The sequence below is a fragment of the Rhizobium sp. 16-488-2b genome, from assembly GCF_017741815.1.
In the GTDB taxonomy this organism is placed as follows: domain Bacteria; phylum Pseudomonadota; class Alphaproteobacteria; order Rhizobiales; family Rhizobiaceae; genus Rhizobium.
This window is the reverse complement of record NZ_JAGHMF010000034.1, coordinates 386,207-407,734: the sequence shown is the minus strand read 5'-3', so window position 1 is coordinate 407,734 and position 21,528 is coordinate 386,207. Positions and strand designations below refer to the sequence as shown.

General features: G+C 57.0%; 25 protein-coding genes and 1 pseudogene. 18 read left to right on the top strand and 8 right to left on the bottom strand.

Going from position 1 to position 21,528, the window contains the following annotated elements; genetic code table 11:
* Positions 1-4 precede the first annotated feature (4 nt).
* The 3 genes from J5286_RS25380 to J5286_RS25370 form a co-directional block, all read right to left on the bottom strand.
* A complete protein-coding gene (locus tag J5286_RS25380) occupies positions 5-1,216 on the bottom strand; it encodes a c-type cytochrome (protein ID WP_245206564.1) in 1,212 nt (403 codons plus the stop codon).
* Between the two features lie 50 nt (positions 1,217-1,266).
* Positions 1,267-1,980 carry a c-type cytochrome gene (locus J5286_RS25375; protein WP_209192685.1) on the bottom strand — a complete coding sequence of 238 codons (714 nt, stop codon included), beginning with the start codon at positions 1,978-1,980 and terminating at the stop codon, positions 1,267-1,269.
* 389 nt (positions 1,981-2,369) lie between these two features.
* Positions 2,370-2,918 (bottom strand): cytochrome c oxidase subunit 3, encoded by a 549-nt coding sequence (locus tag J5286_RS25370; RefSeq protein WP_209192681.1) that lies wholly within the window; start codon positions 2,916-2,918, stop codon positions 2,370-2,372.
* Between the two features lie 265 nt (positions 2,919-3,183).
* On the opposite strand from J5286_RS25370, the gene J5286_RS25365 reads away from it, so the two are divergent.
* From J5286_RS25365 to J5286_RS25335, 7 genes are all read left to right on the top strand, one after another.
* Positions 3,184-3,339 (top strand): hypothetical protein, encoded by a 156-nt coding sequence (locus tag J5286_RS25365; RefSeq protein WP_209192678.1) that lies wholly within the window; start codon positions 3,184-3,186, stop codon positions 3,337-3,339.
* A gap of 3 nt (positions 3,340-3,342) precedes the next feature.
* Positions 3,343-3,837 (top strand): hypothetical protein, encoded by a 495-nt coding sequence (locus J5286_RS25360; RefSeq protein WP_209192676.1) that lies wholly within the window; start codon positions 3,343-3,345, stop codon positions 3,835-3,837.
* Positions 3,838-3,848: 11 nt separating this feature from the next.
* Complete coding sequence (gene hemE, locus J5286_RS25355) at positions 3,849-4,877, top strand: uroporphyrinogen decarboxylase (RefSeq protein WP_245206535.1); 1,029 nt, start codon at positions 3,849-3,851, stop codon at positions 4,875-4,877.
* 172 nt (positions 4,878-5,049) lie between these two features.
* On the top strand, positions 5,050-6,198 hold the full coding sequence (locus J5286_RS25350) for a PAS domain-containing protein (RefSeq protein ID WP_348529292.1): 1,149 nt from the start codon (positions 5,050-5,052) through the stop codon (positions 6,196-6,198).
* Positions 6,199-6,264: 66 nt separating this feature from the next.
* On the top strand, positions 6,265-6,537 hold the full coding sequence (locus tag J5286_RS25345; RefSeq protein ID WP_209192670.1) for a BON domain-containing protein: 273 nt from the start codon (positions 6,265-6,267) through the stop codon (positions 6,535-6,537).
* Positions 6,479-6,874: a TraR/DksA family transcriptional regulator gene (locus tag J5286_RS25340; RefSeq protein WP_449090782.1), complete on the top strand. Its 396-nt coding sequence runs from the start codon at positions 6,479-6,481 to the stop codon at positions 6,872-6,874. Before J5286_RS25345 ends, J5286_RS25340 begins: the two co-directional genes overlap by 59 nt.
* Positions 6,875-6,905: 31 nt before the next feature.
* Positions 6,906-7,361, top strand: coding sequence for a pyridoxamine 5'-phosphate oxidase family protein (locus J5286_RS25335; protein WP_209192666.1), 456 nt, complete (start codon positions 6,906-6,908; stop codon positions 7,359-7,361).
* A gap of 265 nt (positions 7,362-7,626) precedes the next feature.
* On the opposite strand, the gene hemN is transcribed toward J5286_RS25335, so the two are convergent.
* A complete protein-coding gene (gene hemN / locus J5286_RS25330; RefSeq protein ID WP_209192663.1) occupies positions 7,627-8,979 on the bottom strand; it encodes an oxygen-independent coproporphyrinogen III oxidase in 1,353 nt (450 codons plus the stop codon).
* Positions 8,980-9,202: 223 nt separating this feature from the next.
* Here hemN and J5286_RS25325 point away from each other — a divergent pair, with 223 nt between their 5' ends.
* From J5286_RS25325 to J5286_RS25300, 6 genes are all read left to right on the top strand, one after another.
* The gene (locus J5286_RS25325) at positions 9,203-9,487 is read left to right on the top strand and encodes a DUF2249 domain-containing protein (RefSeq protein WP_209192979.1); all 285 of its coding nucleotides are present in this window, start codon (positions 9,203-9,205) and stop codon (positions 9,485-9,487) included.
* Between the two features lie 51 nt (positions 9,488-9,538).
* On the top strand, positions 9,539-10,876 hold the full coding sequence (locus J5286_RS25320; protein WP_245206534.1) for a hypothetical protein: 1,338 nt from the start codon (positions 9,539-9,541) through the stop codon (positions 10,874-10,876).
* Positions 10,860-11,375: a DUF2249 domain-containing protein gene (locus J5286_RS25315; RefSeq protein WP_209192657.1), complete on the top strand. Its 516-nt coding sequence runs from the start codon at positions 10,860-10,862 to the stop codon at positions 11,373-11,375. The genes J5286_RS25320 and J5286_RS25315 overlap by 17 nt, the downstream gene beginning before the upstream one ends.
* Entirely contained in the window at positions 11,362-11,673 is a 312-nt protein-coding gene (locus tag J5286_RS25310; RefSeq protein WP_209192654.1) for a metal-sulfur cluster assembly factor, read from the top strand. Before J5286_RS25315 ends, J5286_RS25310 begins: the two co-directional genes overlap by 14 nt.
* A 10-nt stretch (positions 11,674-11,683) precedes the next feature.
* Positions 11,684-11,938, top strand: a complete 255-nt coding sequence (locus tag J5286_RS25305) for a DUF6522 family protein (protein ID WP_245206533.1) — start codon at positions 11,684-11,686, stop codon at positions 11,936-11,938.
* Between the two features lie 204 nt (positions 11,939-12,142).
* Complete coding sequence (locus J5286_RS25300; RefSeq protein ID WP_209192648.1) at positions 12,143-12,403, top strand: ribbon-helix-helix domain-containing protein; 261 nt, start codon at positions 12,143-12,145, stop codon at positions 12,401-12,403.
* 889 nt (positions 12,404-13,292) lie between these two features.
* Here the strand turns inward: J5286_RS25300 and J5286_RS25295 are convergent.
* A complete protein-coding gene (locus tag J5286_RS25295; RefSeq protein WP_209192978.1) occupies positions 13,293-14,507 on the bottom strand; it encodes an NnrS family protein in 1,215 nt (404 codons plus the stop codon).
* Positions 14,508-14,709: 202 nt separating this feature from the next.
* On the opposite strand from J5286_RS25295, the gene nirK reads away from it, so the two are divergent.
* The 4 genes from nirK to J5286_RS31795 all read left to right on the top strand — a co-directional run bounded on the left by nirK (position 14,710) and on the right by J5286_RS31795 (position 17,860).
* On the top strand, positions 14,710-15,855 hold the full coding sequence (nirK, locus tag J5286_RS25290) for a copper-containing nitrite reductase (protein WP_209192645.1): 1,146 nt from the start codon (positions 14,710-14,712) through the stop codon (positions 15,853-15,855).
* A gap of 76 nt (positions 15,856-15,931) precedes the next feature.
* On the top strand, positions 15,932-16,894 hold the full coding sequence (locus J5286_RS25285) for an SUMF1/EgtB/PvdO family nonheme iron enzyme (protein WP_209192640.1): 963 nt from the start codon (positions 15,932-15,934) through the stop codon (positions 16,892-16,894).
* A complete protein-coding gene (locus J5286_RS25280; RefSeq protein WP_209192637.1) occupies positions 16,884-17,579 on the top strand; it encodes a Crp/Fnr family transcriptional regulator in 696 nt (231 codons plus the stop codon). Before J5286_RS25285 ends, J5286_RS25280 begins: the two co-directional genes overlap by 11 nt.
* A gap of 5 nt (positions 17,580-17,584) precedes the next feature.
* Positions 17,585-17,860 (top strand): Rrf2 family transcriptional regulator, encoded by a 276-nt coding sequence (locus J5286_RS31795; RefSeq protein WP_209192633.1) that lies wholly within the window; start codon positions 17,585-17,587, stop codon positions 17,858-17,860.
* A 585-nt stretch (positions 17,861-18,445) separates the two neighbouring features.
* On the opposite strand, the pseudogene J5286_RS25270 reads toward J5286_RS31795, so the two are convergent.
* From J5286_RS25270 to J5286_RS25260, 3 genes and pseudogenes are all read right to left on the bottom strand, one after another.
* Positions 18,446-19,127, bottom strand: a pseudogene (locus J5286_RS25270) (IS256 family transposase); the annotation flags it as partial.
* A gap of 127 nt (positions 19,128-19,254) precedes the next feature.
* Positions 19,255-19,809, bottom strand: a complete 555-nt coding sequence (locus tag J5286_RS25265) for a hypothetical protein (protein ID WP_209192631.1) — start codon at positions 19,807-19,809, stop codon at positions 19,255-19,257.
* An 884-nt stretch (positions 19,810-20,693) separates the two neighbouring features.
* Positions 20,694-20,981 carry a hypothetical protein gene (locus J5286_RS25260; RefSeq protein WP_209192629.1) on the bottom strand — a complete coding sequence of 96 codons (288 nt, stop codon included), beginning with the start codon at positions 20,979-20,981 and terminating at the stop codon, positions 20,694-20,696.
* A 120-nt stretch (positions 20,982-21,101) separates the two neighbouring features.
* Between J5286_RS25260 and J5286_RS25255 the strand changes: the two genes are divergently transcribed.
* On the top strand, positions 21,102-21,455 hold the full coding sequence (locus J5286_RS25255) for a YbaN family protein (RefSeq protein ID WP_209192626.1): 354 nt from the start codon (positions 21,102-21,104) through the stop codon (positions 21,453-21,455).
* The last annotated feature ends 73 nt before the right edge of the window (positions 21,456-21,528 follow it).

The window sequence follows — 21,528 nt, the reverse complement described above, 5'->3', positions numbered from 1 at the left end:
ACCCTCATTCCAGTGGTGCCGATCTAAGTCTGTTGGCATCGGCGGCGTTCACCGGCGTGCCCCTGTTGCCCCACGCCGTACGGATATAGGACACGACGGCAGCGACCTCGTCGTCCGAGAGCGTCACTGCAAATGGCGGCATTCCGTGCGGCATTGGGTTCTTCAAAGTCGCCGGCGGATAACCGCCATTCAGGACCATTCGAATCCCATTGACCGCCGATTCCATCTGAATCGACTGGTTGCGGGCCAGCGGCGGGTAGTGTGGCGGTTTGCCTTCGCCTTTTCCCCCATGACAGCTTGCGCAGTCGCGGTCGTAGACGGTCTTCCCGAGGCTGATCAAGAGACTGGCCTCGGAAGTATTAACCGACGAACTTGGAGCTTCCGGCTGATCCTGAGCGATGCTCTTCAGATAGACCGCCATGGCACGAGTGTCCTCGTCCGTCATGTACTGGAGGCTGTTGTAAACAACTTCAGCCATCGGTCCGTAGACGGCGCCTCGTGCCGACACTCCCTTCTGAAGTAGGTCCGAAATCTCTTCGATCGACCAATCGCCGAGACCGGCTTCCTTGTTCGACGTCAGCGACGGCGCGTACCAGTCCTGCATCGGTATCAGGCCACCTTGGAATGCCTTTGATTCCGATGTTCCGCCGAGCGCGTTGATCGGACTGTGGCACATACCGCAGTGGCCGAGCCCCTCGACAAGATACGCGCCGCGGTTCCATTCGTCCGACTGCTGCGGGTTCGGTTTGAACTCGCCTTCATTGAAGAAGAGCGTCCGCCAGCCCAGGATGAGTGACCGATTGTTGTAGGGGAAGCTCAGATCGTGAGGTCTGTTCGGCTGACGGATTGGTGGCAGAGACTTGAGGTATTCGAATATCGCGTCGCTGTCTTCGCGAGTGACCTTCGTATAGGATGGAAACGGCATGGCCGGATAGATCAGACCTCCGTCCGGGAAGCGCCCGCTGTGCATGGCTCCGTAGAATTCACCCGCAGACCATTTCCCGATTCCCGTCTCCGCATCGGGCGTAATATTTGAGGCGAATAGCGTCCCAAACGGCGTGGGCATTGCCCGTCCACCAGCGAACACCTTTCCCTCAGGCGCGGTATGACAGGCTACGCAGTCGCCAGCGCGTGCGAGATACTCTCCCTTCTTAACCACATCGGAACGTTGATCGCTGGCCGGATCTTGTGCGGCTGCAGGAAGCAGGGCCAGCATAAGGGCAGCCGACGCCCCTAGCAGGGTCGAGTTTCCGTTCAACCTCAGCTTCATTGCTGCTTCCCTCCATCAGGCTGACTTCCGCATGCGAAGGGAAGAGCGAACGATCCAGCGGGGGACGGAGCCGAGCCGGGTGGCTGTGCGAGGGTGGCCAGGTATGCGGCCACAGCACGAACGTCGTTTTCAGTGAGATGGCCAGCAACGATCTGCATGCAGTCAGGAGCCTTGGCGGTTCTGGTGCCGTAGCGCCAACCCCCTAACTGAGCACTGATGTAGCTCGATCGGAGACCGAGAAGTCCCGGAATTCCAGGCGCCTGCCCAGTGAGAGACCCGCCGTGACAGCCGACGCACGCGGGAATGGACCGATCCAGATCGCCCTGAGTCACTAGCGCGTGGCCGTGGTCAAGGACTTCCTTGCTGACGTCAGGTGGGTTCTGCTTTGGCAGCTCGGGGCGCTGGTCGCTGAAATACTCGGCAAATTGCCTTAGGTAGTCGTCCGTCAGATAGGCGAGCAAGTAGTTCATGGGCGGATATTTACGCCGCCCGTTCTTGAAGGCCTCAAGCTGGTTGTACAAATAGCCGGCCGGCTTGCCCCCTAGACGGGGAAAATACGGGTCATTGGTTCCGCGGCCCTGGAGTCCGTGACAAGGAGTGCATGCCTGCACTCGTTCCGCCATGTCGGGAGGATAGCTCTGCGCCTGCTGCGCCACCGCTGTCGCTAGACCCCAAAACAAAAGATAGAGCGACAACACGACTGCCCGCATGCGCCAATTCCTCCTCGAACACGCCGTCGTTACCGGTTGTGATCGCTCATAGAAATGGCGCTTTGACTTCCTTTGTCAATCGCAATGCGATGCTTTTTCTTGAGTTCGATCTGCCCTTTATGACGAAAGCAGTCTCTGGGCTAGCGCAACTAGCAGCAGGATCGCTGCCCACCCGCTTATCGCGATAAACATCGTAGCCTGGCTGTTACGCAAACCGAGGAAATCGAGCGCCACTATCCTTACCTTGCAGGCGGCGATAGCCGCGATCACGCAGGCTAGAGCGAGGCCGCCGCGTCCAAATGTCAGTGTCAGGCCGACCGTTGACGCACTTAGGGCAAGAAGGATCGCGAGCGCCCGCGTCGTCGCTCTTTTGGGAAGGATACCGCTTTTCATATCAGGTATACGATCGGAAACATGACAAGCCAGACGATGTCGATCACATGCCACAGCGTCGTCATGAGATGGACGTTCTGGGGGGAAGGAAAGCGGGCAAGCAACGCCAGCACCAGCGAACCGAAGAGGACGTGGACGAGATGAAAACCCGTCATTAAAATATAGAGGGTCGAGAACGCGTCGTCCGAAAGCAGAGACGCACCTTCCAGGCTGTACTCGTATAGCTTCAGGGCAACGAAAAGCAGTCCTCCTGCAGAAGCCGCGCACAGCGCGATCCTCCGCTTGAGCAGTGGTACTGGCGTTGCGGCGACCGCTGCGGCCCATCCGCTTAGCAGAAGGATCGCAGTGTTGAAGGCAGGAACGACAAGCGTCATGCGAGCTCGCCCTGCTGCAACTTCTTCCGGATGAAGCCAGGAAACGACGACGAAGGCGACGAGAAGGGCGCCAAAAGCGGCAAGCTCGCTCCACGCGAGGATCCAGACGAGCAGGTCGTCGTTGGCTTCTTCGATATCAGTGTCTTCAGATGTATCGGCAATCAATGTCATGACCAAGGGAATAGAAGATGCGTTCTCGCGCTTCTTTGTCGAAAGGCAAACGCGAGCGTGGTGAGATGGTAATCATCCCTTAACTTCAAACTGAGTAGGTATTCATGTCCGAAAAGTTGAGACGCTTGGACAGTTGCGGGTCGGCCAGTGTTCAGAGTAGCCGGCCCCGCCATCTCCCGCGTTGCGGCTATTCTGTCCACTCTTTGACCGATCTCAAAGAAACTTGTCCCTGAGCGCTCTATGGTCTCCATAAAAGGAGACTGTCATGACAGATGCTCAGATCGGGCTATCGATCGCTACCCCTGTAATAGTGATTTTTGCAATCACACTCTATCGCATGGGCGTGTTGCAACGGACCGGCGTCGTCTCCGCGGTTGTTGCCGCAGTGGCTATCGCTGCAAGTCTCTTTCTTCAGAGGTAGGACATGGAAAATCTCCAGATACGCCGCTTCGCGGATCTCGAAGCATGCTACGGCCAGCTCATGTCGTGGTGCGATCTTCTCGAGGCGATCGCGGACTTCCTCCCGTGTCATCTCGATGAGAGGCTTTGCGACACATTAACGAACGGTCTCACACCGCTGTTGCAGGCGACACATCGCCTGGAGGAGCAGGCACTGTCTGAGGGGTTGCATTACATTCTGGCAGCAGCCGAGCGATCCGACGCAGAAGAGCACCGACGGCGAGAGCGCATCAGCGATCTTGAGAGCGCACGCGAGGTGGTCGACGTTCTCACTTCGCTCAAGGATGGCCGCTGCCGCCTATCTTGGGACGCAATCGGATATCTATTGCGGTCGTTTTTCTGCGCGATGCGGAAGCACATCCAGGCGGAACGCCAGTTTATTCTGTTGATCAAGAAGGCGATGAACCAGCGACAGATAGCTGTCGTTGATATTTCGGCGGCTGCGGTGGAAGCCGCATAAAGGTGACGAGCATGCGCAGAAATCTTGTTCGCGTCCTTGACGGGGAAACCCTTTCGCCTCCCCCGATCTGGCTCATGAGGCAGGCTGGTCGCTATCTTCCCGAGTACCTGGAAACGCGGGCGCAGGCGGGAAGCTTCCTGCAGCTATGCTACAACCCGGAACTCGCGACGGAGGTCACCTTGCAGCCGATACGTCGGTTCGGGCTCGATGCCGCCATCCTGTTTTCAGACATTCTCGTGATTCCGGATGCATTGAAGCGCAATGTCCGTTTCAATGAGGGGCATGGCCCAGTAATGGATCCGATCGACGAATACGGGATCGCGACCCTGAGCGCCGAGAGCATCTTTGCTCACCTCAGTCCGGTTATTCAGACGGTGGAATCACTCCGGATCAGGCTTCCCGCACCCACGGCCCTACTTGGTTTCTGTGGAGCTCCGTGGACGGTGGCAACGTACATGGTGGCCGGGAGGGCCACTCCCGATCAGGCCCCTGCCCGTCTCTTTGCCTATCGGCATCCAGAGGCCTTCGAACGGCTGCTCACGCTGTTGGCCGACGTTTCGGCGGAGTATCTGGTAGCTCAAATCGACGCAGGTGCCGACGCGGTGCAGATATTCGACTCCTGGGCGGGCGTTTTAGGCGAACCAGAGTTCGAGGCGTACGCCGTCCGGCCGGTCGCACGGATGATCAAAGGCATCAGGGCCAGACGCCCTTCGGCGAAGATCATAGCCTTCCCAAAGGGCGCGGGATTGATGCTGAAAGAATATCGGCGCAGAACGGGAGCGGATGCCATCGGTCTTGACTGGACCGTCCCACTCGACTTCGCCTCTGAGCTGCAGATGGACGGCCCCGTTCAGGGCAATCTCGATCCCATGCGACTTGCGGCCGGCGGAAGCTCTCTTGATGAAGGCGTAGATGCAATTTTGCAGCGCCTTGGCGACGGCCCGCTGATCTTCAACCTGGGACACGGGATCATTCCTCAGGTAGCTCCCGAAAACGTTCAGCGGCTCATCGACCGCGTCAGGGGTATATCGGAATCCTAGCGCCGTCATTTTCAGTTAATGCAATCTTCATGCTTTACCCCCAGAAAAGGGGGGGCGAGAAGCTTCCCTCTGCTATACGGAAGACGCGCAGCATGAAAAGCCAGCGCAATGAAGCCGAGGCTCCCTTCGAGTTCGATGAACTTTTTTTTCGCGAACCGACAAGCGTGGCAAGATTTGTTCGGGGAACAGCGTCTTTCGACGAATAAGCAAATTTGACTGGAATGAACTACTTGGGAAGCCGCACAACGTGATCCGACACCCGGACATGCCACGCGGAGTTTTCTGGCTGATGTGGGATAGGATTCGGCAGGGGCTCCCCACCGGCGCCTACGTCAAGAACCGAGCCAAGGATGGAGACCACTACTGGGTCTACGCGATCGTGACATCGATCGAGGACGGCTACCTGTCCGTTCGGCTGAAACCATCCGGTCCGCCTTTTGAGATTGTCAAAACAGCGTACGAGCGGCTGCTTAGCATAGAGGAGCGTGAGAGAGTTTCGCCGCAGCAGAGCGCCAGCTTGCTTATGCAGCACCTTCAGGAACATAGCTTCGAAGACTATGACGCGTTCATGGCGAGCAGTCTTCTCGCTGAACTGGTTGCCCGCGACGCCAAGATCGGGCGTTCCCGCAGCGGCATGGTCGAACTGCTTGAAGACCTATGCAGCACGTCCAGGAGACTGTACGGCATTGCCCGCGAGATCATGGGAGCATATGCGAACCATCGATTCGTTCCTATGAACCTGATCGTGCACTCAGGACGTCTCGGGAGTTCAGGAGCGGCGATTGGAAAGATCTCCCAGAACTACGGTACGCTCGCGACAGAAATCGAAGCTGCACTGGAAACCTTCTCGGTCTCCCCCCGAAAGGTCGCCGAAGCCATCCAGCACGGCGCTTTCCTTATCGGAACGGCGCGGCTCCAAGCTGAGATGTCCACGGCCTTCCTCGAAGAAGTCCTCGACGACAGGATCGACAGGATAGAGGAGACGACGTGCCTCGGCAGCCAGACCTCAAGTTTTTGGACGAGGTCGTTCGAAGGCCTTGCCAACATCCAGGGAGAAACGTCCGACTTCATAAGAGCGGCCGGCGATATGAAACGGCTGTCGACGGGACTGGCGGCCATCCGCGTCATGGGAAAGGTCGAAGCCGGCAGGCTCCGCACGCGTGTCCTTTCCGATCTTGTCGCGGACCTCGAGGCCTTCCAAGAGAGGTTGAACGTTGGACTTGCTGAGATTTCCCGCCTGAATGACACGCTGCTGAACAGTACCCGACATGTCTTGAAAGCTTTCGATACGGCCGACGGTCGCAATCGTTCTTCTGTTTGATTTGCATCAACGCTGTGCGTCCACTCCTCATGTTTGATGCCAATCGGCACAACGGAGGCTCTTACGATGTACGCAACCGACATTATCCCAATTGGCGACGACGCCCTATCCACAGCCGTCAGGAGCCGTCTGCAGCTTGAACTCGGACTAACCCATCAGGACGTGAAGGCCACCGTCTCGAAAGGCGTCGTGACCTTGCGCGGCAAGTTGGGGAGCCCGTCCAGACGGGAAGCAGCGAAGGTGTCTGCAGAAAGCGTGAACGGCGTGCGAAGGGTCATCAATGACATCTCGATGGCCTACCACATGGCGGGCGGCGTCAGACGGGGTTTGGTTTTTTGAGAAAACAAGTTCAATGAATACTCAGCAGGCAACCGAACGTTTGACGAACCTTAAGAACGATCTGCAAAGACGAGCCTCATCGATCGAAGCCGATTTGTCTATCGCGCTCGACAGAGACAGCGGCGAACGAGCAACTCAGGTCGAGAATGACGAGGTTCTCCGAGGGTTGCAACTCGAAGGTGCCGAACAGATCGCTGCTATTGACGCCGCTTTGCTTCGTATTCAAGGCGGCTCCTTCGGAAAATGCGTGAAATGCGGGAGCGAGATCGGGGTCGAACGACTCCACGCCGTCCCCTACACGCCATTTTGCATAGATTGCGTTCGTTCGTTGCGCTGAAAGAGGCAGATCCCATCCGAGGAGAGACGTCATGTCGATGCATCTACGCGAACTAAGCCCGAACGAATGCTACGAGGTTCTGGAGCATACCCGCTTCGGACACCTTGCGTGTTGCAGGAATGGGCAGCCTTACATTGCGGCCATCTACTTCGCCTTCTCGGGCAACATGGCCTATAGCTTCACGATGCCGGGCAAGAAGCTTGATTGGATGAGAGAGCACGATAAGGTCTGCCTCCACGTCGAGCAGCGATCGACCTCCGGCTGGACAAGCGTGTTGATCGACGGAGCATTCGAGGAGTTTCCCGACAATGATCTCTGGCGGGATGAGCGCATCAAAGCCTGGTCGCTCTTACAAACACAGCCCGACTGGTGGGAGATTGGATCTCTTTCGACGCACGAGCTTCCCGTTCTCTCGGAACCTCCGCACGTCTTCTACGGTATCTTGGTTCATTCCGTCTCGGGACGAAGCGCCAGCAGAGCCGATTAGCGATTCCGCGCATTTTTGAGTTTGCCGCTGGGTTTCAGCCTCCGTGACGAAGTAGTTCAGGTACCCTTAGCAAGCGCCATTTTCTACGAGTTCTACAATCTCTCAATCGTATCGAGAAGCCCCTCTACTCGCTGACGCCCTCGCCGGTGCGGAGTTGTCTCACAGCGTGGCAAAATTGGTAGAACCTAGAACATTCCCCACAGCCAAGATTCGTGTGGGGTAAGTTCCAGTTGGCTAGGTGCGGACCCAGCGGTTGCGATCGGACTCAGGCCGCTTTGCTATGCGTTCTGCCAGATGCGCCGAGATACACGTCGAATGCTGCAGCAACAGCGCGTACCATGAACCGCGAGTCCTTGGTGACGGACACCCGACCATCGACGCTGACGGCGACGCCATCTCGAATGAGCTCTTCAAGGCGCTCATTGCGGTCGAGCAGGAATTCCGCCTCGTAGCCAGCCTTGCCGCTGATCTTGGCAACGTCCACTTCGAAGTCACACATTAGGCGCTCGATGATCTGAGCCCGCAACCTGTCTTCGTCCGTGAGCATGTAGCCTTTGGCAGTCGGAAGAATGCCGGACGCCACCATTTCGGTATATCGTCCTATCGCCACATGATTCTGGTAGTAGCCTGAGGAAAGACGGCCGATCGACGACGCGCCTAGACCTATCAGAGTGCTGCAGTCGTCGGTAGTGTAGCCTTGGAAGTTTCTGTGGAGTCGCCCGTTAGTGGAGGCAACGGCAAGTTCATCCTCAGGCAATGCGAAGTGATCTAAGCCGATCCGCACGTAGCCTGCGGCAATGAGTTCTTGCGCTATCGCTTCCGCCTGCTCATTGCGTTCAGACGCGCCCGGAAGCGCGGTTTCGTCGATCAAGCGCTGATGCTTTTTAAAGGCAGGAACATGCGCGTAGCCGAATACTGCGAAACGCTCTGGGCGAAGTTCGACCGCCATCTGAACCGTTTCTATGCACGAGTCGACGGTTTGAAATGGCAATCCATAGATCAGGTCGAAATTGATGCTGGTCACGCCATAGGCCCGCAAGCCCGCAACCGCTGCCTTCGTCTGGTTGAAGGTCTGAATTCGATTAATCGCCTTCTGTACGATCGGATCGAAGCTCTGGACTCCTAGGCTGGCCCGGTTCACACCGTTTTCGCCTAGAGCCACGATCATTTGACTGTCGAGCGTCCTAGGATCGATCTCCACGGCGATGCTGGCCTGGTCTTCGAAGTCGAAGGAAGTCCTCAGCCTCTTCATAAGAGCTGCAAATTCGTGCGGTTTCATGATGGTCGGCGTGCCGCCGCCAAAGTGCACGTTTCGAACGGGAATGCCTCCCTGGGCGGCATCCGCGACCAGTTCGATCTCCCGGCTCATGACATCCAGGTAATCAAGGATGGGAGCGTCCTTCTGGGTGATCGTGGTGTGACAGCCACAGTACCAGCACATCGATCTGCAAAATGGCACGTGGAGATATAATGACACGGGATCGCCGCGAGCCACGTCCTTAAGCGCCGCTGCATATTGCTCGGGACCGACAGCTTCTCCGAAGGCAGGAGCGGTCGGATAGCTCGTATAACGAGGAAGGCGCGCTTCACCGTACTTGGCCACCAGATACTTCGACATCATCTTGTCCGTTGTTTCAACCATGCGTCCTTATGAACTCCGGCGCGGCGATCCTCCTTGTCATATGTCAATGAACGGAATCGAATATTAGCGGAAACCTTCGTGAAGTTTGTCCGCTGTCAAAGTTCAGCAGCCCGTCGGCGGCTATCGTTTCATCCGACACAATGGCGTGCCGCCGTCCGTCACCGAACTTCAAGCGGCGATCAAAAGGAATTTCAGTTTCATGTCCGAGAACTTGAGCCAATCGACCGGAATCCCCCATATCGACGTTCGCATCCTACCTCCAAGCGAACGTCACCCACGGATTTTTGGTACGCTCCACACCCTGACGCCGGGAGAAATGCTGCACATTACGAGCGACCACGAACCACGTCCGCTTCAGTACCAACTCGAGACCGCGTTGCCCGGTAAGTTTTCCTGGGAGTATCTCGAACAGGGGCCGGACGTTTGGCGCGTCGAAATTGTTCGCCTGGACTCCGGGTGCGACTGCTGCTGCGGCAGTCACTAGGATAGGAGAAGCACGATGATGCCCATGGGGACGAGCCTGTCGCGGTGGACGATGTCCTACTTCGCAGCGGCGCTCTTCTTTCTGCTGCTTGCAGAAGGTCTGCTTGCGGCAGGGGGCTGGGCGCCGTCTTTCGGCGTTACAGAACCCTGTGCTCTCATCATCGTGCATTCAACCACCATCGGCTGGCTCTTGTTGCTGATGATTGGCGCACTCTTGCAATTCGGACCTGTCTTGACGGGCCTTGAGCTTCCTAAAGGCAACCTTGGCCTGATGGTGCTTTTCGGCATCGTGTTAGGTTTGGTTCTGCTACTTTCTGGCTTCGGCCTGATCGATGCCGGCTCGTCGTATGCGGGGCCGACGATGACGGGTGCGGCCGCGGTACTTGTAACCTCGATCCTGTCGATCGCGGCAGTGCTTTTTTCTTTGCTCTGGCGCGGGCGCTCTGCCCATGAGGCGTCGCCATACGTCCTGCTCGGTATCGCAAGTCTCGTCGCCACAGTAGGTTTGGGCGCGCTGTTTGCAATCGTCCTTCCGGGTGTTGTAAGCGTGCCTACCGTTGTGAAATTCGTCGTCGCGGCACTCCCACTACATGCCGGTTTTGGCTTGGTTGGTTGGATGACCTTCGCCGCTGTTGGAGTCAGCTACAAGCTGCTTCCAATGTTCTTGCTTTCGGATGACATGAAACATTCGAGAACACTCCTTCGTAGTTGCATTGCCGTCGTCGGTCTTCTTGCCCTATCGGCGTGCGCGGTGACTGTCGACGAAACCTTCGCTCGCATCCTCGGACTCCTCGCCGCGGCATTCTTTCTGCTGGCAGGCGGCGCGTACGTCGTCGAGCTGGTGCATGCCTACAGGACCCGGCGGAGGAAGGTGCTCGAAGTGAACACTTACTGGTCGCTCCCTGCCTTCGCCATGTTCGGCGTCAGCGCTGCCATTTTTCCCATAGCCATGCTGGCAAGCGCTGAGGACAGGGTATTCGTCTCACTGACCTACCTCTTCGTCTTTGGATGGCTGACCGGGCTTGGCATGGCCCAGCTCTTGAAGATCGTCCCTTTCCTGACATGGATCGAGGCGTTCGGGCCGCTTCTTGGACGTCGCCCGACACCGAAGCTGGCAGATCTGGTCCACGGCGGTCGCGCTTCGGTCTGGTTTACAATATTTTATAGCGCCGTGGTCGTGGCGGCTGCCGCGATACTCTTCTCTCAAGACGGTGCCTTCCGCGTCGCCGCCTTGGCGCAAACCCTTTCGACGGCTGCCATCGCCGTGGAACTCGCACTTTCCCGTGCGTTGGCGTGTGTCGATGCGGATACAAAGAAAAGTCCATTCAAACACCCGGCCTTCTTCTTCGCCGGCAACCACAGAGGTGATGCCAATGGTTCAGCTTCGTGAACTCGATGTACGACAGATACTCCGCGACGGAGGCATGCCCTTCCAACTGATCATGGATACTTTTGCTAGCCTGCAGCCTGGCGAAGGCGTTCGTCTCCATGCGATCTTCGAGCCCCGGCCGCTAATACGCCAGCTCACGGACCGCGGCTTCGATCATACAGCCCGACGTATTGCTGACGACGATTGGGAAATAGACTTCGTCCCAAAGGGCGCAGCCGAAGAGGCGTCGGAACCCGACGCGCTGTGGCCTGATCCTGTTTGGAATCTGGATCTGACTGACCTTCCGCCGCCCGAACCGATGGAGCGTATACTAGCGAGACTCGAAATGATGGACAGCGGCGAAGTGATGTTTGCGTTGCTCAACAGAGAACCCGTCTTTCTCTTCAACGAACTGAAAGAGCGCGGTCATGAATGGATCGGTAACTTCGACGAGACGGGAAAGGTCTACCGCATCATGATCCGTTGCACACCGCTGGAGGGAAGCAATGCCAAAACCTGAGTTAACATCCGACGTAATACTCGATGCCTTGCGGGACATCGAAGACCCCGAGATCGGAACGAACATCGTAGATCTAGGCTTGATCTACGACGTCACCATCGACAAGGATCGCGCGGTCAGCGTCAAGATGACAACGACAACCCGCTTCTGTCCCGCCTCGGCCTTTCTCGCAGATGCGGTGAAGACGCGCGTAGAGTCGCTGGAAGGGGTTCCGCGGGCCACTGTAGAGCTCGTCTATGAGCCTGCATGGTCACCCGAAATGGCGGAGCTGTTTTCTGTAGGCTCCGCCATCAAGTGAGGAACAGATGATGGCCGATCAAATTGACATCAAAGATTTCACATTGGATGCCGACTTTCTAGCCGGTCGGTTCGGTGTTCCGACCGAAATCCTCCGCCGTCAGATGCAGCAGGGGCTCGTTCGCAGCGTGATAGAACGAGGCGAAGGTGCGGATGCAGGGAGAACACGGCTCACCGTCCGGATCGGCAATCGTTCTTGGATTGCCGTCGTTGCGGAAGACGGAACTAGGATCACCGAACGTATGGTGTTCTGCTCTATGAAGTAATGTGTATTCGGATATGGGGCGAAATCCTCCCGATGACGGGCTCTCGATCCCACGACTTTCACCCCATCCAGTCTGAATGTTGGACGCGAATCGGATGAAAATGCGTCAGGTTTGTGGCGTCGATCTACAGCGGGCTCAGATGAGGTGACCAGCCAACCGATTTGTCTTACATTGTCTTGCAGTTTGCCGAATGGGAGAAGTTCTATGACTAAGTCGCATGGATCGGAATCTGTAACCCTCCCTGTCCCTTCGGATGTCGTTGCGAGGATCGAGGCTATCGCTGAAGCTACCGATCGATCAAGAGACTACATCATCGTTCGCGCCCTGAAGACGTATCTCCTAAACGAAGGGGCGGATGTGTTGGCGGCGGTTCGCGGCCGCGATCAGATCGCGGACGGAGATTATGAGGACATCGACGACCTCATCGCCGATGTGGACAAAATCGTTGCCGGACAAGCTGCATGACGCGAGTGAAAGTCTCAAAAAGACGCGGCCGAATTCGTCAGGACTGAGGCTGCCTATTGAACTCGAACAGTCCCCTGTGTTGGAAGAGTCGTATGATGACTCTCCAACTCTTTTAAGCTGTAAATTTTGCCAGCTTTGCTTCGGTCTGCAGTCCGCGCCTTGCTGGCGTAATGGGCGATCCGAGCGGCATATGGCGCAGATACCCGTTGCTGATCTCGCTCGGAGGTATTGAAAGGCGCCCCTTTTTCGTTACCACACCCTGTGCCGAACAAGGTGTCAATGCAGACGCCAAGACGAAAAGAGGCGGAATTGGGCAACCACCACCAAACATCCTTGTACTTCGAGGCCGATGAAATTTCTCACCTTTGGTGCGGTGTTTCGCCGTTGCCGTGCGTACAACCTGCCGGGCTTTCGCCGCTAATTCGATGCCAAATTCCTCTTTCATCCACGGATGAACGTGCTCGTGCCCATTAATGCTATACCGGCTCGAATAGCTCTTACAGCGTCGCGCCCGTCACGATCATCCATGACCACGACGATTTCCTCGGTTTGGCAAACGCAGCTTTGAGATCTTGGACGGCTGGAAAGCCCTTGGGTCCCCAGGGTCGCTCCAGTCTGAATGTTGGTCATCCGGTTTCCCCGCCGTTTCCCAGAATGTCTCGCGCTCGTATCGCTGCGCTTCGACTGTCTCGAGAACTGTGATCCTTTCTCTGTTACTTTCCAGCCATCGAGCTACGGTTCGAGCGTTCCGTCTTTGATCGTGGCCCTGTGCCTGGATCGCGAATGGCCTCAGCGAACACGGTACTAACGACGATGTACAGTCGATGCGGAACTTGCGAGAGTCAGAAAAGGGGGAATGGCCTAGAGTTACGACCGTGAACGCTCCAGATTAGCTTCCGCGGATCGTCAGTGGTTTCCGCCCGATGCAGAGCATCCCGGCATGCTCGTACACGAAAAGCGCGAAGGCCACGGTCCAACCGACTGCCGCGAGCAGCACAATAACGCTGCCGTAGTTCGGAAGAAGTTCGGCAATAGGCCTTACAAGAGCGACCGCTGCGAGCAAGACGTAGGAAAAGTTTGTCGTCAGACTTGACTTCAGCTTTCGTCCGGTGTGCCCGCGGCTTGCACGCGTCATCACTGCCAGCATCATCAACGACACGCCGCCGATCGCGAAGACATGAATGACTGCGAGCTCCGGCAGTCCCAACGGCTGAAGGGCGATCGCGGCAAAACCAAGTGGGACAAACGCAAACGCGGCGTGCAGGATGAAGACGATTGGCTCGGGCCACGTAACCCAACCGCGCCAACGGACAAGACGCGCCACGTTAAGGCCGGCAGCTAGCAAGCCAAGCGCGCCGCTTAACATTGAATCTGGTGCGAGCGACCAGATAGCAAGCGAGAGAGCCCCAACGATGATGCTCGCAGAGTCAAAGCGATTGTAGGGAACAGGAAAATCTGTTCGGCCGAATTGGTTTATCCAGTTCCGAGTGAAACTGGGAAGGATCCGACCGCCCACTATCGTGACTAGCAGGATGTAGGCGCCCAGCCCGAGCCGGATCGACACGTCCGGGCCATTGCCGGCGATCGCTTGAATGTGAAACAGGAGGTTGGCAGCCGAAAGTACGGCCAGTCCCGCGATGACCTTTAGGTCTTTCCATTTCTTACCCGCCACCACTTCGCGGGCGCACAAGACAAGCATGGCAGGCAGAAAGAGCGCATCGATCGCCGCGGCTAGTGCGACTCCGATCACTCCGGATGAGAGCATCGCGATTCGGCCAGCAGACCAAAGCGCAAAAAGACACATGAGCGGCCTGCCAGCGATAGGCAGCCTACCAGTCCAGTTGGGAATGGCGGTCAGGAGAAAGCCGGCCAGGATCGCAGGCGCGAAGCCAAACAGCATTTCATGGGCATGCCAGTAGAGCGTCCCATACTCTGTCGCCACCGGAAGTCCAAGAGTCAGGAAGGCGGCCCATATGTCGATGCTGACGATCGCCCAAATCGCGGCTGCCAGAAAGAACGGCCTGAAGCCGTAAGAGAAGATGACGAGGCCTTCACGAGACATTCCGCGGGGAGCGTTGGCGCTGTCATTCTTTTTGTTCTGCATGATCGTGTCTCCGAAGTTGATCATGCACAAATGCCGTTCTTTGCAGCACAGGTCGTTGACATTACGCAAACAGCCTTCCGGTCACTTTGCGCTGCAGCAAACAGCAAGTTTGCTCCAACTCAAAGAGTTCCCGCCCGGTTTTACTACTCTCTTCTTCGACCGGGCGGGGTTCGCTCGCTCTTCGACTATAGGAGATAGGGAAATGAACAATACTCTTCAGATGACCCGGCGTACAATGCTGACGGGTGCGGCCGTCGCAGGTGCACTTACGCCCATTCTGGTGGCCGGCACTGCTCACGCGGAAGATGAGCATGCCACTCCACAAGGCGGCAAGAGCGCGCCGGTCGATATTTCGAAGCTCCCTCGCGAAAAGGTCGAGCTTGTGAAACCGCCATTCGTCCACATTCATGATCAAAAGGTCAAGGGCGGTCCCAAGATCACGGAGTTCACGCTCACTATCAAGGAACAGAAGATGGTGCTGGACAAGGAGGGAACCGAGGTCAACGCCATGACTTTCGACGGATCGGTCCCCGGCCCACTGATGGTCGTCCACCAAGACGATTACGTCGAGCTAACCCTCGTCAATCCCGAAACAAACACCATGCAGCACAACATCGACTTCCATGCTGCGACTGGCGGCCTTGGCGGCGGCGCGCTGACGGTCGTCAACCCAGGCGAAAGCACTGTACTCCGCTTCAAGGCGACAAAGGCCGGGGTTTTCGTTTATCACTGCGCACCTCCCGGAATGGTGCCATGGCACGTTACCTCGGGCATGAACGGCGCGATCATGGTACTGCCTCGTGAGGGCCTGACCGATGGCCACGGCAAGCCGATCGTCTACGACAAGGTCTACTACGTCGGCGAACAGGACTTCTATATCCCTCGCGACGAGAAGGGTAACTTCAAAAAGTACGACAGCCCCGGCGAGGCCTATGCGGACACTGTCGAGGTCATGAAGAAGCTCGTTCCCACGCACATCGTCTTCAACGGTGCGGTCGGCGCCCTGACCGGGGAAAACGCAATGACCGCCAAGGTCGGCGAAACTGTGCTGATCATCCACTCGCAGGCTAACCGCGATACCCGACCCCATCTGATCGGCGGCCATGGCGAGTACGTCTGGGCGACCGGAAAGTTCGCAAACGTTCCCGATGTAGACCAGGAAACTTGGTTCATTCCGGGTGGAACGGCTGGTGCTGCCGTCTACACCTTCGCGCAACCCGGCATCTACGCCTACGTCAATCATAACCTGATCGAGGCATTCGAGCTCGGTGCTGCGGCCCACTTCAAGGTCACCGGCGACTGGAACGACGACCTTATGACGTCGGTCAAAGCGCCTTCGGGAGCTTAACAATCAATGGTGCAGTGCGCGGTAATAACCGCGCACTAACCTGTTTTTGACGAGAGGCGCGCTCTGCGTTTGAGCCATGATTGGCAAGACTGGAACTGACAAGATTTCGGGTATTTCGATCGCCATCCCACTGGCGCTGCTCGTGGCCCTGTCGGCAGCGGTCGCGGTCGAAACAGGATCCGTCCCCTTCGAGGACGCGGCTCCGAAGCTTGAAGAGCCGGAGTCCGTTGTGGTGGCACCGAGGACGTTCGCATATCGGGACTCGGCAGAGTACTTCCGCAAGGGTTTGGCGGTGGACGCGCCTCTCACCAAAGTCGACGTCCGGACGCCTCTGCAGATCATGAAATTCCAAACAACGCGCAGCGAATATCGTCGCTGCGTGGATGAGGGAGAATGTATCCCCGCGGACGAGCCAGAGGGTGGAGCGACGGCTGAAATGCCTCTGACGGGAGTAAGCTATGATGACGCGGTTCGCTATGCCGTCTGGCTGTCGAAGCGAACGGGGCGAACCTGGAGGTTGCCCACTGACTTCGAGCTCGCCAATGCTGCCGACGACCGCTTCCCAGACGACGCTCTGGGAGTTGCCGACGACGAGAAGAACCCGGCGGTGCGATGGCTCGCCGACTACGAGCGAGAAGCACGTCGAGCCGCTTCGGTGAACCCTCGCCCTCAGCCGCAAGGCTCGTTTGGCGTCAGCAAGACCGGGCTTATGGATTTTGGCGGAAATATTTGGGAGTGGACGTCGACTTGCAACACTCGTGTTGATCTTGATCAAGGTAAGGCTAAAGAAAAGCCGTCAAGTTTGGACTGCGGCATCTTCATTGCTTCCGGAAAGCACCGCGCGCCAATGAGCAGTTTCGTTCGCAACCCCAAAGGAGGCGGATGCTCGGTGGGAGCGCCACCGGATAATCTGGGATTCAGGCTTGTCCGTCAGCCGACGCTCATCGAAGGCGTCACGGACTTCGCAAGAAGAGCCGCGGCCGATCTTATCGCCCGGCCGAAACAGGCGCACATGGAGACAGGCACCAATGAAGGTTGATCGCGCAGTCCTGAAGTCGCTGCCGCTGTTCGAGCGCATGACTGATCCCGATCTGGATTCGATGCTCGAACACGCAACGCCTCGCAGGGTCGCTCAAGGCGACGCAGTCTTCGAACAGGGCGGAAATGCCAAGTCGTTCTTTCTGCTCATTCATGGAAGGCTTAAGGTCACGCAGGTGACCCACGACGGACAGCAAATTATCGTGCGGATGGTTCATCCTGGCGACCTCTTCGGCTTTGCGATGGCTCTGCGCCGCAATGACTACCCCGGCACCGCCCGAGCGGCGGCCGAAAGCCTGATCATCGGCTGGCCCACGGAAATGTGGTCCCGGTTTGTCGAGCAGAACCCCCGATTGGCTATGACTGCAATGCAGACGATCGGCCAGCGTCTCGAAGAAGCCCATACTCGCATCCGCGAGATGTCTACGGAAGAGGTGGAGAAGCGCGTCGCTCATGCCGTCTTGCGCCTATCGAAGCAGGCAGGAAAGGCCGTCGACGCGGGGATCCGGATCGACTTTCCAATATCGCGACAAGACATCGCGGAGATGACCGGTACAACCCTTCACACAGTTTCGCGCATCCTTAGCGCCTGGGAATCCAGAGGCATAGTAGAGGGTGGCCGACAGAAGCTCACCGTAACCGACCCTCCGCGCCTCTTAAAGCTTGCGGAAGGCGAACTGGACTGATTGATATGTCCGTGCTGTTGGACCTCGGAATTCGACTTTTGGTGCTCGCAGCCGCTCGAGCTCCGGACAAGGTGACAATTCGTGAGACGGCCGCGAGCTGTGCCGCCTCTCATGCCCATCTGGCGAAGGCCGCTAACCGGCTTGTCAAAGGCGGTTTCCTCTGTAGCTTAAGGGGAAGACGTGGCGGCCTGAAACTTTGCATTGCCCCCCGAGGCGATCGACCTCGGCGCCGTGGTCCAGTCCTTGCTTGGTTCCCAGCCGGCGTGTCATGTTCGCGATGAGGTCCTCGTAGGCTGGCGGCGGGTACAGGACGAGGCAGCATCAGCCTATGTCCGTCATCTCGCGAAGAAGACTCTTTCTGACATCCTTTGATCAGACGGAACCGTCTGCTTTCCGGATCCTTCGACGCTACTCGGCACGCGATTAGCAACGTGAACTGCCCCGTTCATTCCAATCTTCCAATCTGCCCGTCTCGTGTAGAGAGTTCAGGTGCTCGCGTTCCCACCGCGGTGTACCGAGGCCTGTAATCGCTTCAGCACTGCGACGTTGGATCACCCAGACCATGCCTTGAATAACGCTTCTGCTACGAGACAAGAGCCCTTTTGCCGCCTCCCAAAAACCGCGGTCGTCTAGGACACCAACCGCACCGAGGGCCGCCTCTAACCGCACTCCACGGGGTCAGTAGCTTGTTGCCAAGTAGTCAAACTTTCAACGATCCAGCCGATCCGTCTCGCGTAGGACGAAGCGTAATCCCCGTAAGCCGTTCCGGAGCTTCGAACTTGATATCACCAAAGTCGAGGATCGTGTCACATGGATTGGTGTAGCTTCGGCGGTCGCCGTGCCTTCCGGACAGAGCCGGGAATCATTTAGCTTGCGGCAGGCAGGCTGATGAGCGGATCATCGCTCATCGTGGCGATTGTTTCAAGTGTCATGTAGCGGGATCGCTGAACGGCCCACTCGTCATTCTGCTCCAGCAGCAATGCGCCGACCAGCCTGACGATGGCGTCGTCGTTGGGGAAGATACCGACGACCTCAGTGCGTCGCTTGATCTCGCCGTTGAGACGTTCGATTGGATTTGTCGAATGAAGCTTTGCCCAGTGCTGCTTGGGAAAGGTCATGTAGGCGAGCACATCCCGTTCGGCACTATCCATCAGCGGCGAGTTTTGGCACCTTCGGCCTGATCTGGTCAGCGACATTGCGCCATTGGGTGCTTGCCGCCTCCGGGGTGTCCTGGGCGAAGGCCGTGGCGATGAAGGCGGAGACGACACGCCTTCCGCTCTTTCCCGCATGGGCCAGCGCATTGCGCATGAAGTGAACTCTGCACCTCTGCCAGGTGGGGGAGAGCACCTTCGATTCGGCGGCCTTGATGCCCTCATGCGCATCGGAAACGACGAGCTTGACGCCGCGCAGGCCCCGTCGGTTCAGCTTTCGCAGAAACTCGGTCCAGATCGCCTCGGCCTCGGAAGTGCCAATCTCCATGCCGAGCACCTCGCGCCGACCATCAGTGTTGACGCCTACGGCGATGATGACCGCGACAGAGACGATACGACGTCGGGGATCGGGTCATATGCAATCGGGACGTCTTTGTTGCAGAACTTTGGAAGGTGTGGCGGCTCGTGTTTCCTCCCTATAGTGTTACAGTCGATTGCAACTGCAAGGAAATCCGACACCTGTTTTACTGTTTTGGTTTGATGCATTTATCAACTTCGATGGAACTGCTGCCCCACGAGTAGACGTAATCGCCGGCGAATCCGGTTACTGGCGGTGCATCACCGACCTTCACGAGAATATTCCAGCCGCCGTCTTCCCTCTGGCGAACTACGATAGAACCGTCGCTGCAGGTAGCGACGAGTGGCAGTCTCTTGAAGTTATCCTCCTGGGCCTTCGTTTTGTTCTTTACTTCATCGACCTGTGTCGCCTTTTTCTTCGCTTCTAGCTCCGCTTCCTTCGCAGAATAGCAAAGCTGGATGGCCGCGAAGTCGAACTTCAAGTTCTCTGCTTTGCATTGCTGATAAAGCGTCTGCAATTCCGGATGCACGACGTTCGGAGGGCTCATGCTTTTGAGCGCCTCCCATTGAAGGCTGATGCAGGCTGATTGGCTTGGCCAATCATCGAGAAATCGCGCTTCGCACATTTTCTCGATTCCTTCGCCGACTGTTTTTCGCTCCCAAGCCAGCGTATTGCCACTGCAAAGGCAAATGGCCGTAGCCACAATCACAATCGTTTTCATCAAATGCCCCAACTACACGACTTTAGGGCGTCAAGTTTAAACCTCTTCCTGTTGAGTCGCGACTGATGCGGAGAGCGGCGGCGCCCCTATCACGCCTCTAAAATTTGCCGTGGCTCCAGAAGCTAACTCCGGTCTGTCCAGAAGGCCGCTCCGGGCAACATGTGCCATTTAAGATCTTGTCAGTTTTTCTTTGTCCCTGAAATACTTTGGTTGGCGCAGTATTTCGCCATCGCGCATGACCATGAGAGTGAACGAGAGAGCAAGAAACCCCGTAATATTGTGCAAGCTGATGCAATCGCGTTTTAGGTGATACTCAGTATGATAGTAGGCAATGTGGGACCGCGCTTGCTGTCAGATAGCGACATCGCATATTTTCGCAGCCGTATCGATGACGTACTTTGCAGCGGTCGCTCGTCCGAATGGCAGCGTAACTTCCTATCGGACCATGCGTCGGAAAATCGAACGCTATGGGACCAAGGTGCGGTTTAGCGATAAGCAAACAGCCACCCTCAAGCGGCTAACTGTCATACAGGATGGAGACGACCTGCGCTTGATTGAGTGGACTCGTAACTATTGGCCCAACAGGGAGTCGTACCGCCGGGCGCTACCACGCGAGGGCGGCCAAATTCGCTCGGCTAGGAGTGAGCGTTGACGTCTTTAGGTGTGAAGGCAGAAAGTGTCGAAGAATACTTGTTCGCCACTTGTCGGAGAGAACAGATCGTAATCTGCTGGAGCGCGCAGCGTAATTGCCTCATCCATAGTACGGAAGGTCAATCCGGGAAAGCTGCTGGCCTTCTCGTGGAAAAAAGAATTTTCGCCAATGCATCAAATAGGGCGTGGATCTTGATCCTGCGCCGACTCTTCCGTGTCCCGATGAGAATTTCTCAGTGCAGCTTTGCCTGTTCAACCTTCCACGCTGCGACGTCGGACGCGGAAACCGCGATCCGCGAGTGTGGAGACCGACCATCTTTGAGAATCTTTGTCGTCGCTATTTCGCAAATCGCACCAATGCTTTGTTGAAGACGGGACTCGTCGGCCCGAGGCGGGTTTGAAATCTCGCAAAGCGCCTCCCTATCGACGACGACTACCCGGTGAGCGCCGTCGTGTTCCATTACCACGACGCCTTGATCGCCCGACGATTTCAGAAAGGCGGTGACGAATCTGGGCAGCATTGCAACCTCCATCAAAAGTGATGACCCACTTTTTAAACGGATCTGCGTCGTCGTCTTTGATCAGCGTCAAAGATGAGGATGCCGTGAGGTCTTAGAGTCAACGGGAAAATGGAGATTCCGATGCGCATGCTGTGGTTGACGATTGCTTGGGCCTCGATCATCATCGGCGTGGTTGGAGTGTTCCTGCCGCTGTTGCCGACGACCCCCTTCCTGCTGCTTTCTGCAGGCATTTTCGCCCGCGTCTCGCCAAGGTTTGAATCCTGGCTTGTGGCTCACCCGACGTTGGGTCTTTCGGTCAGAGCTTGGCGAGATCGTAAGGCGATAAATCAAGGCGCGAAAGTTTCCGCGGTAGTCGCGATGATTTGCAGTCTATGCGTACTCGTCTGGCTGGATCCCGGCCCGTTGGCGCTCGCCATCGTCGCCACGGCACTGAGCGCATGTGCAGCATTCGTCATCACCCGGCCATCGGCCTAAACCTGTCTCATTTTCCGAGAGAGATCATGCAAAAGAACAAGCCCTTCGTAGTCGAAATCAAAAAGTCGCGGCG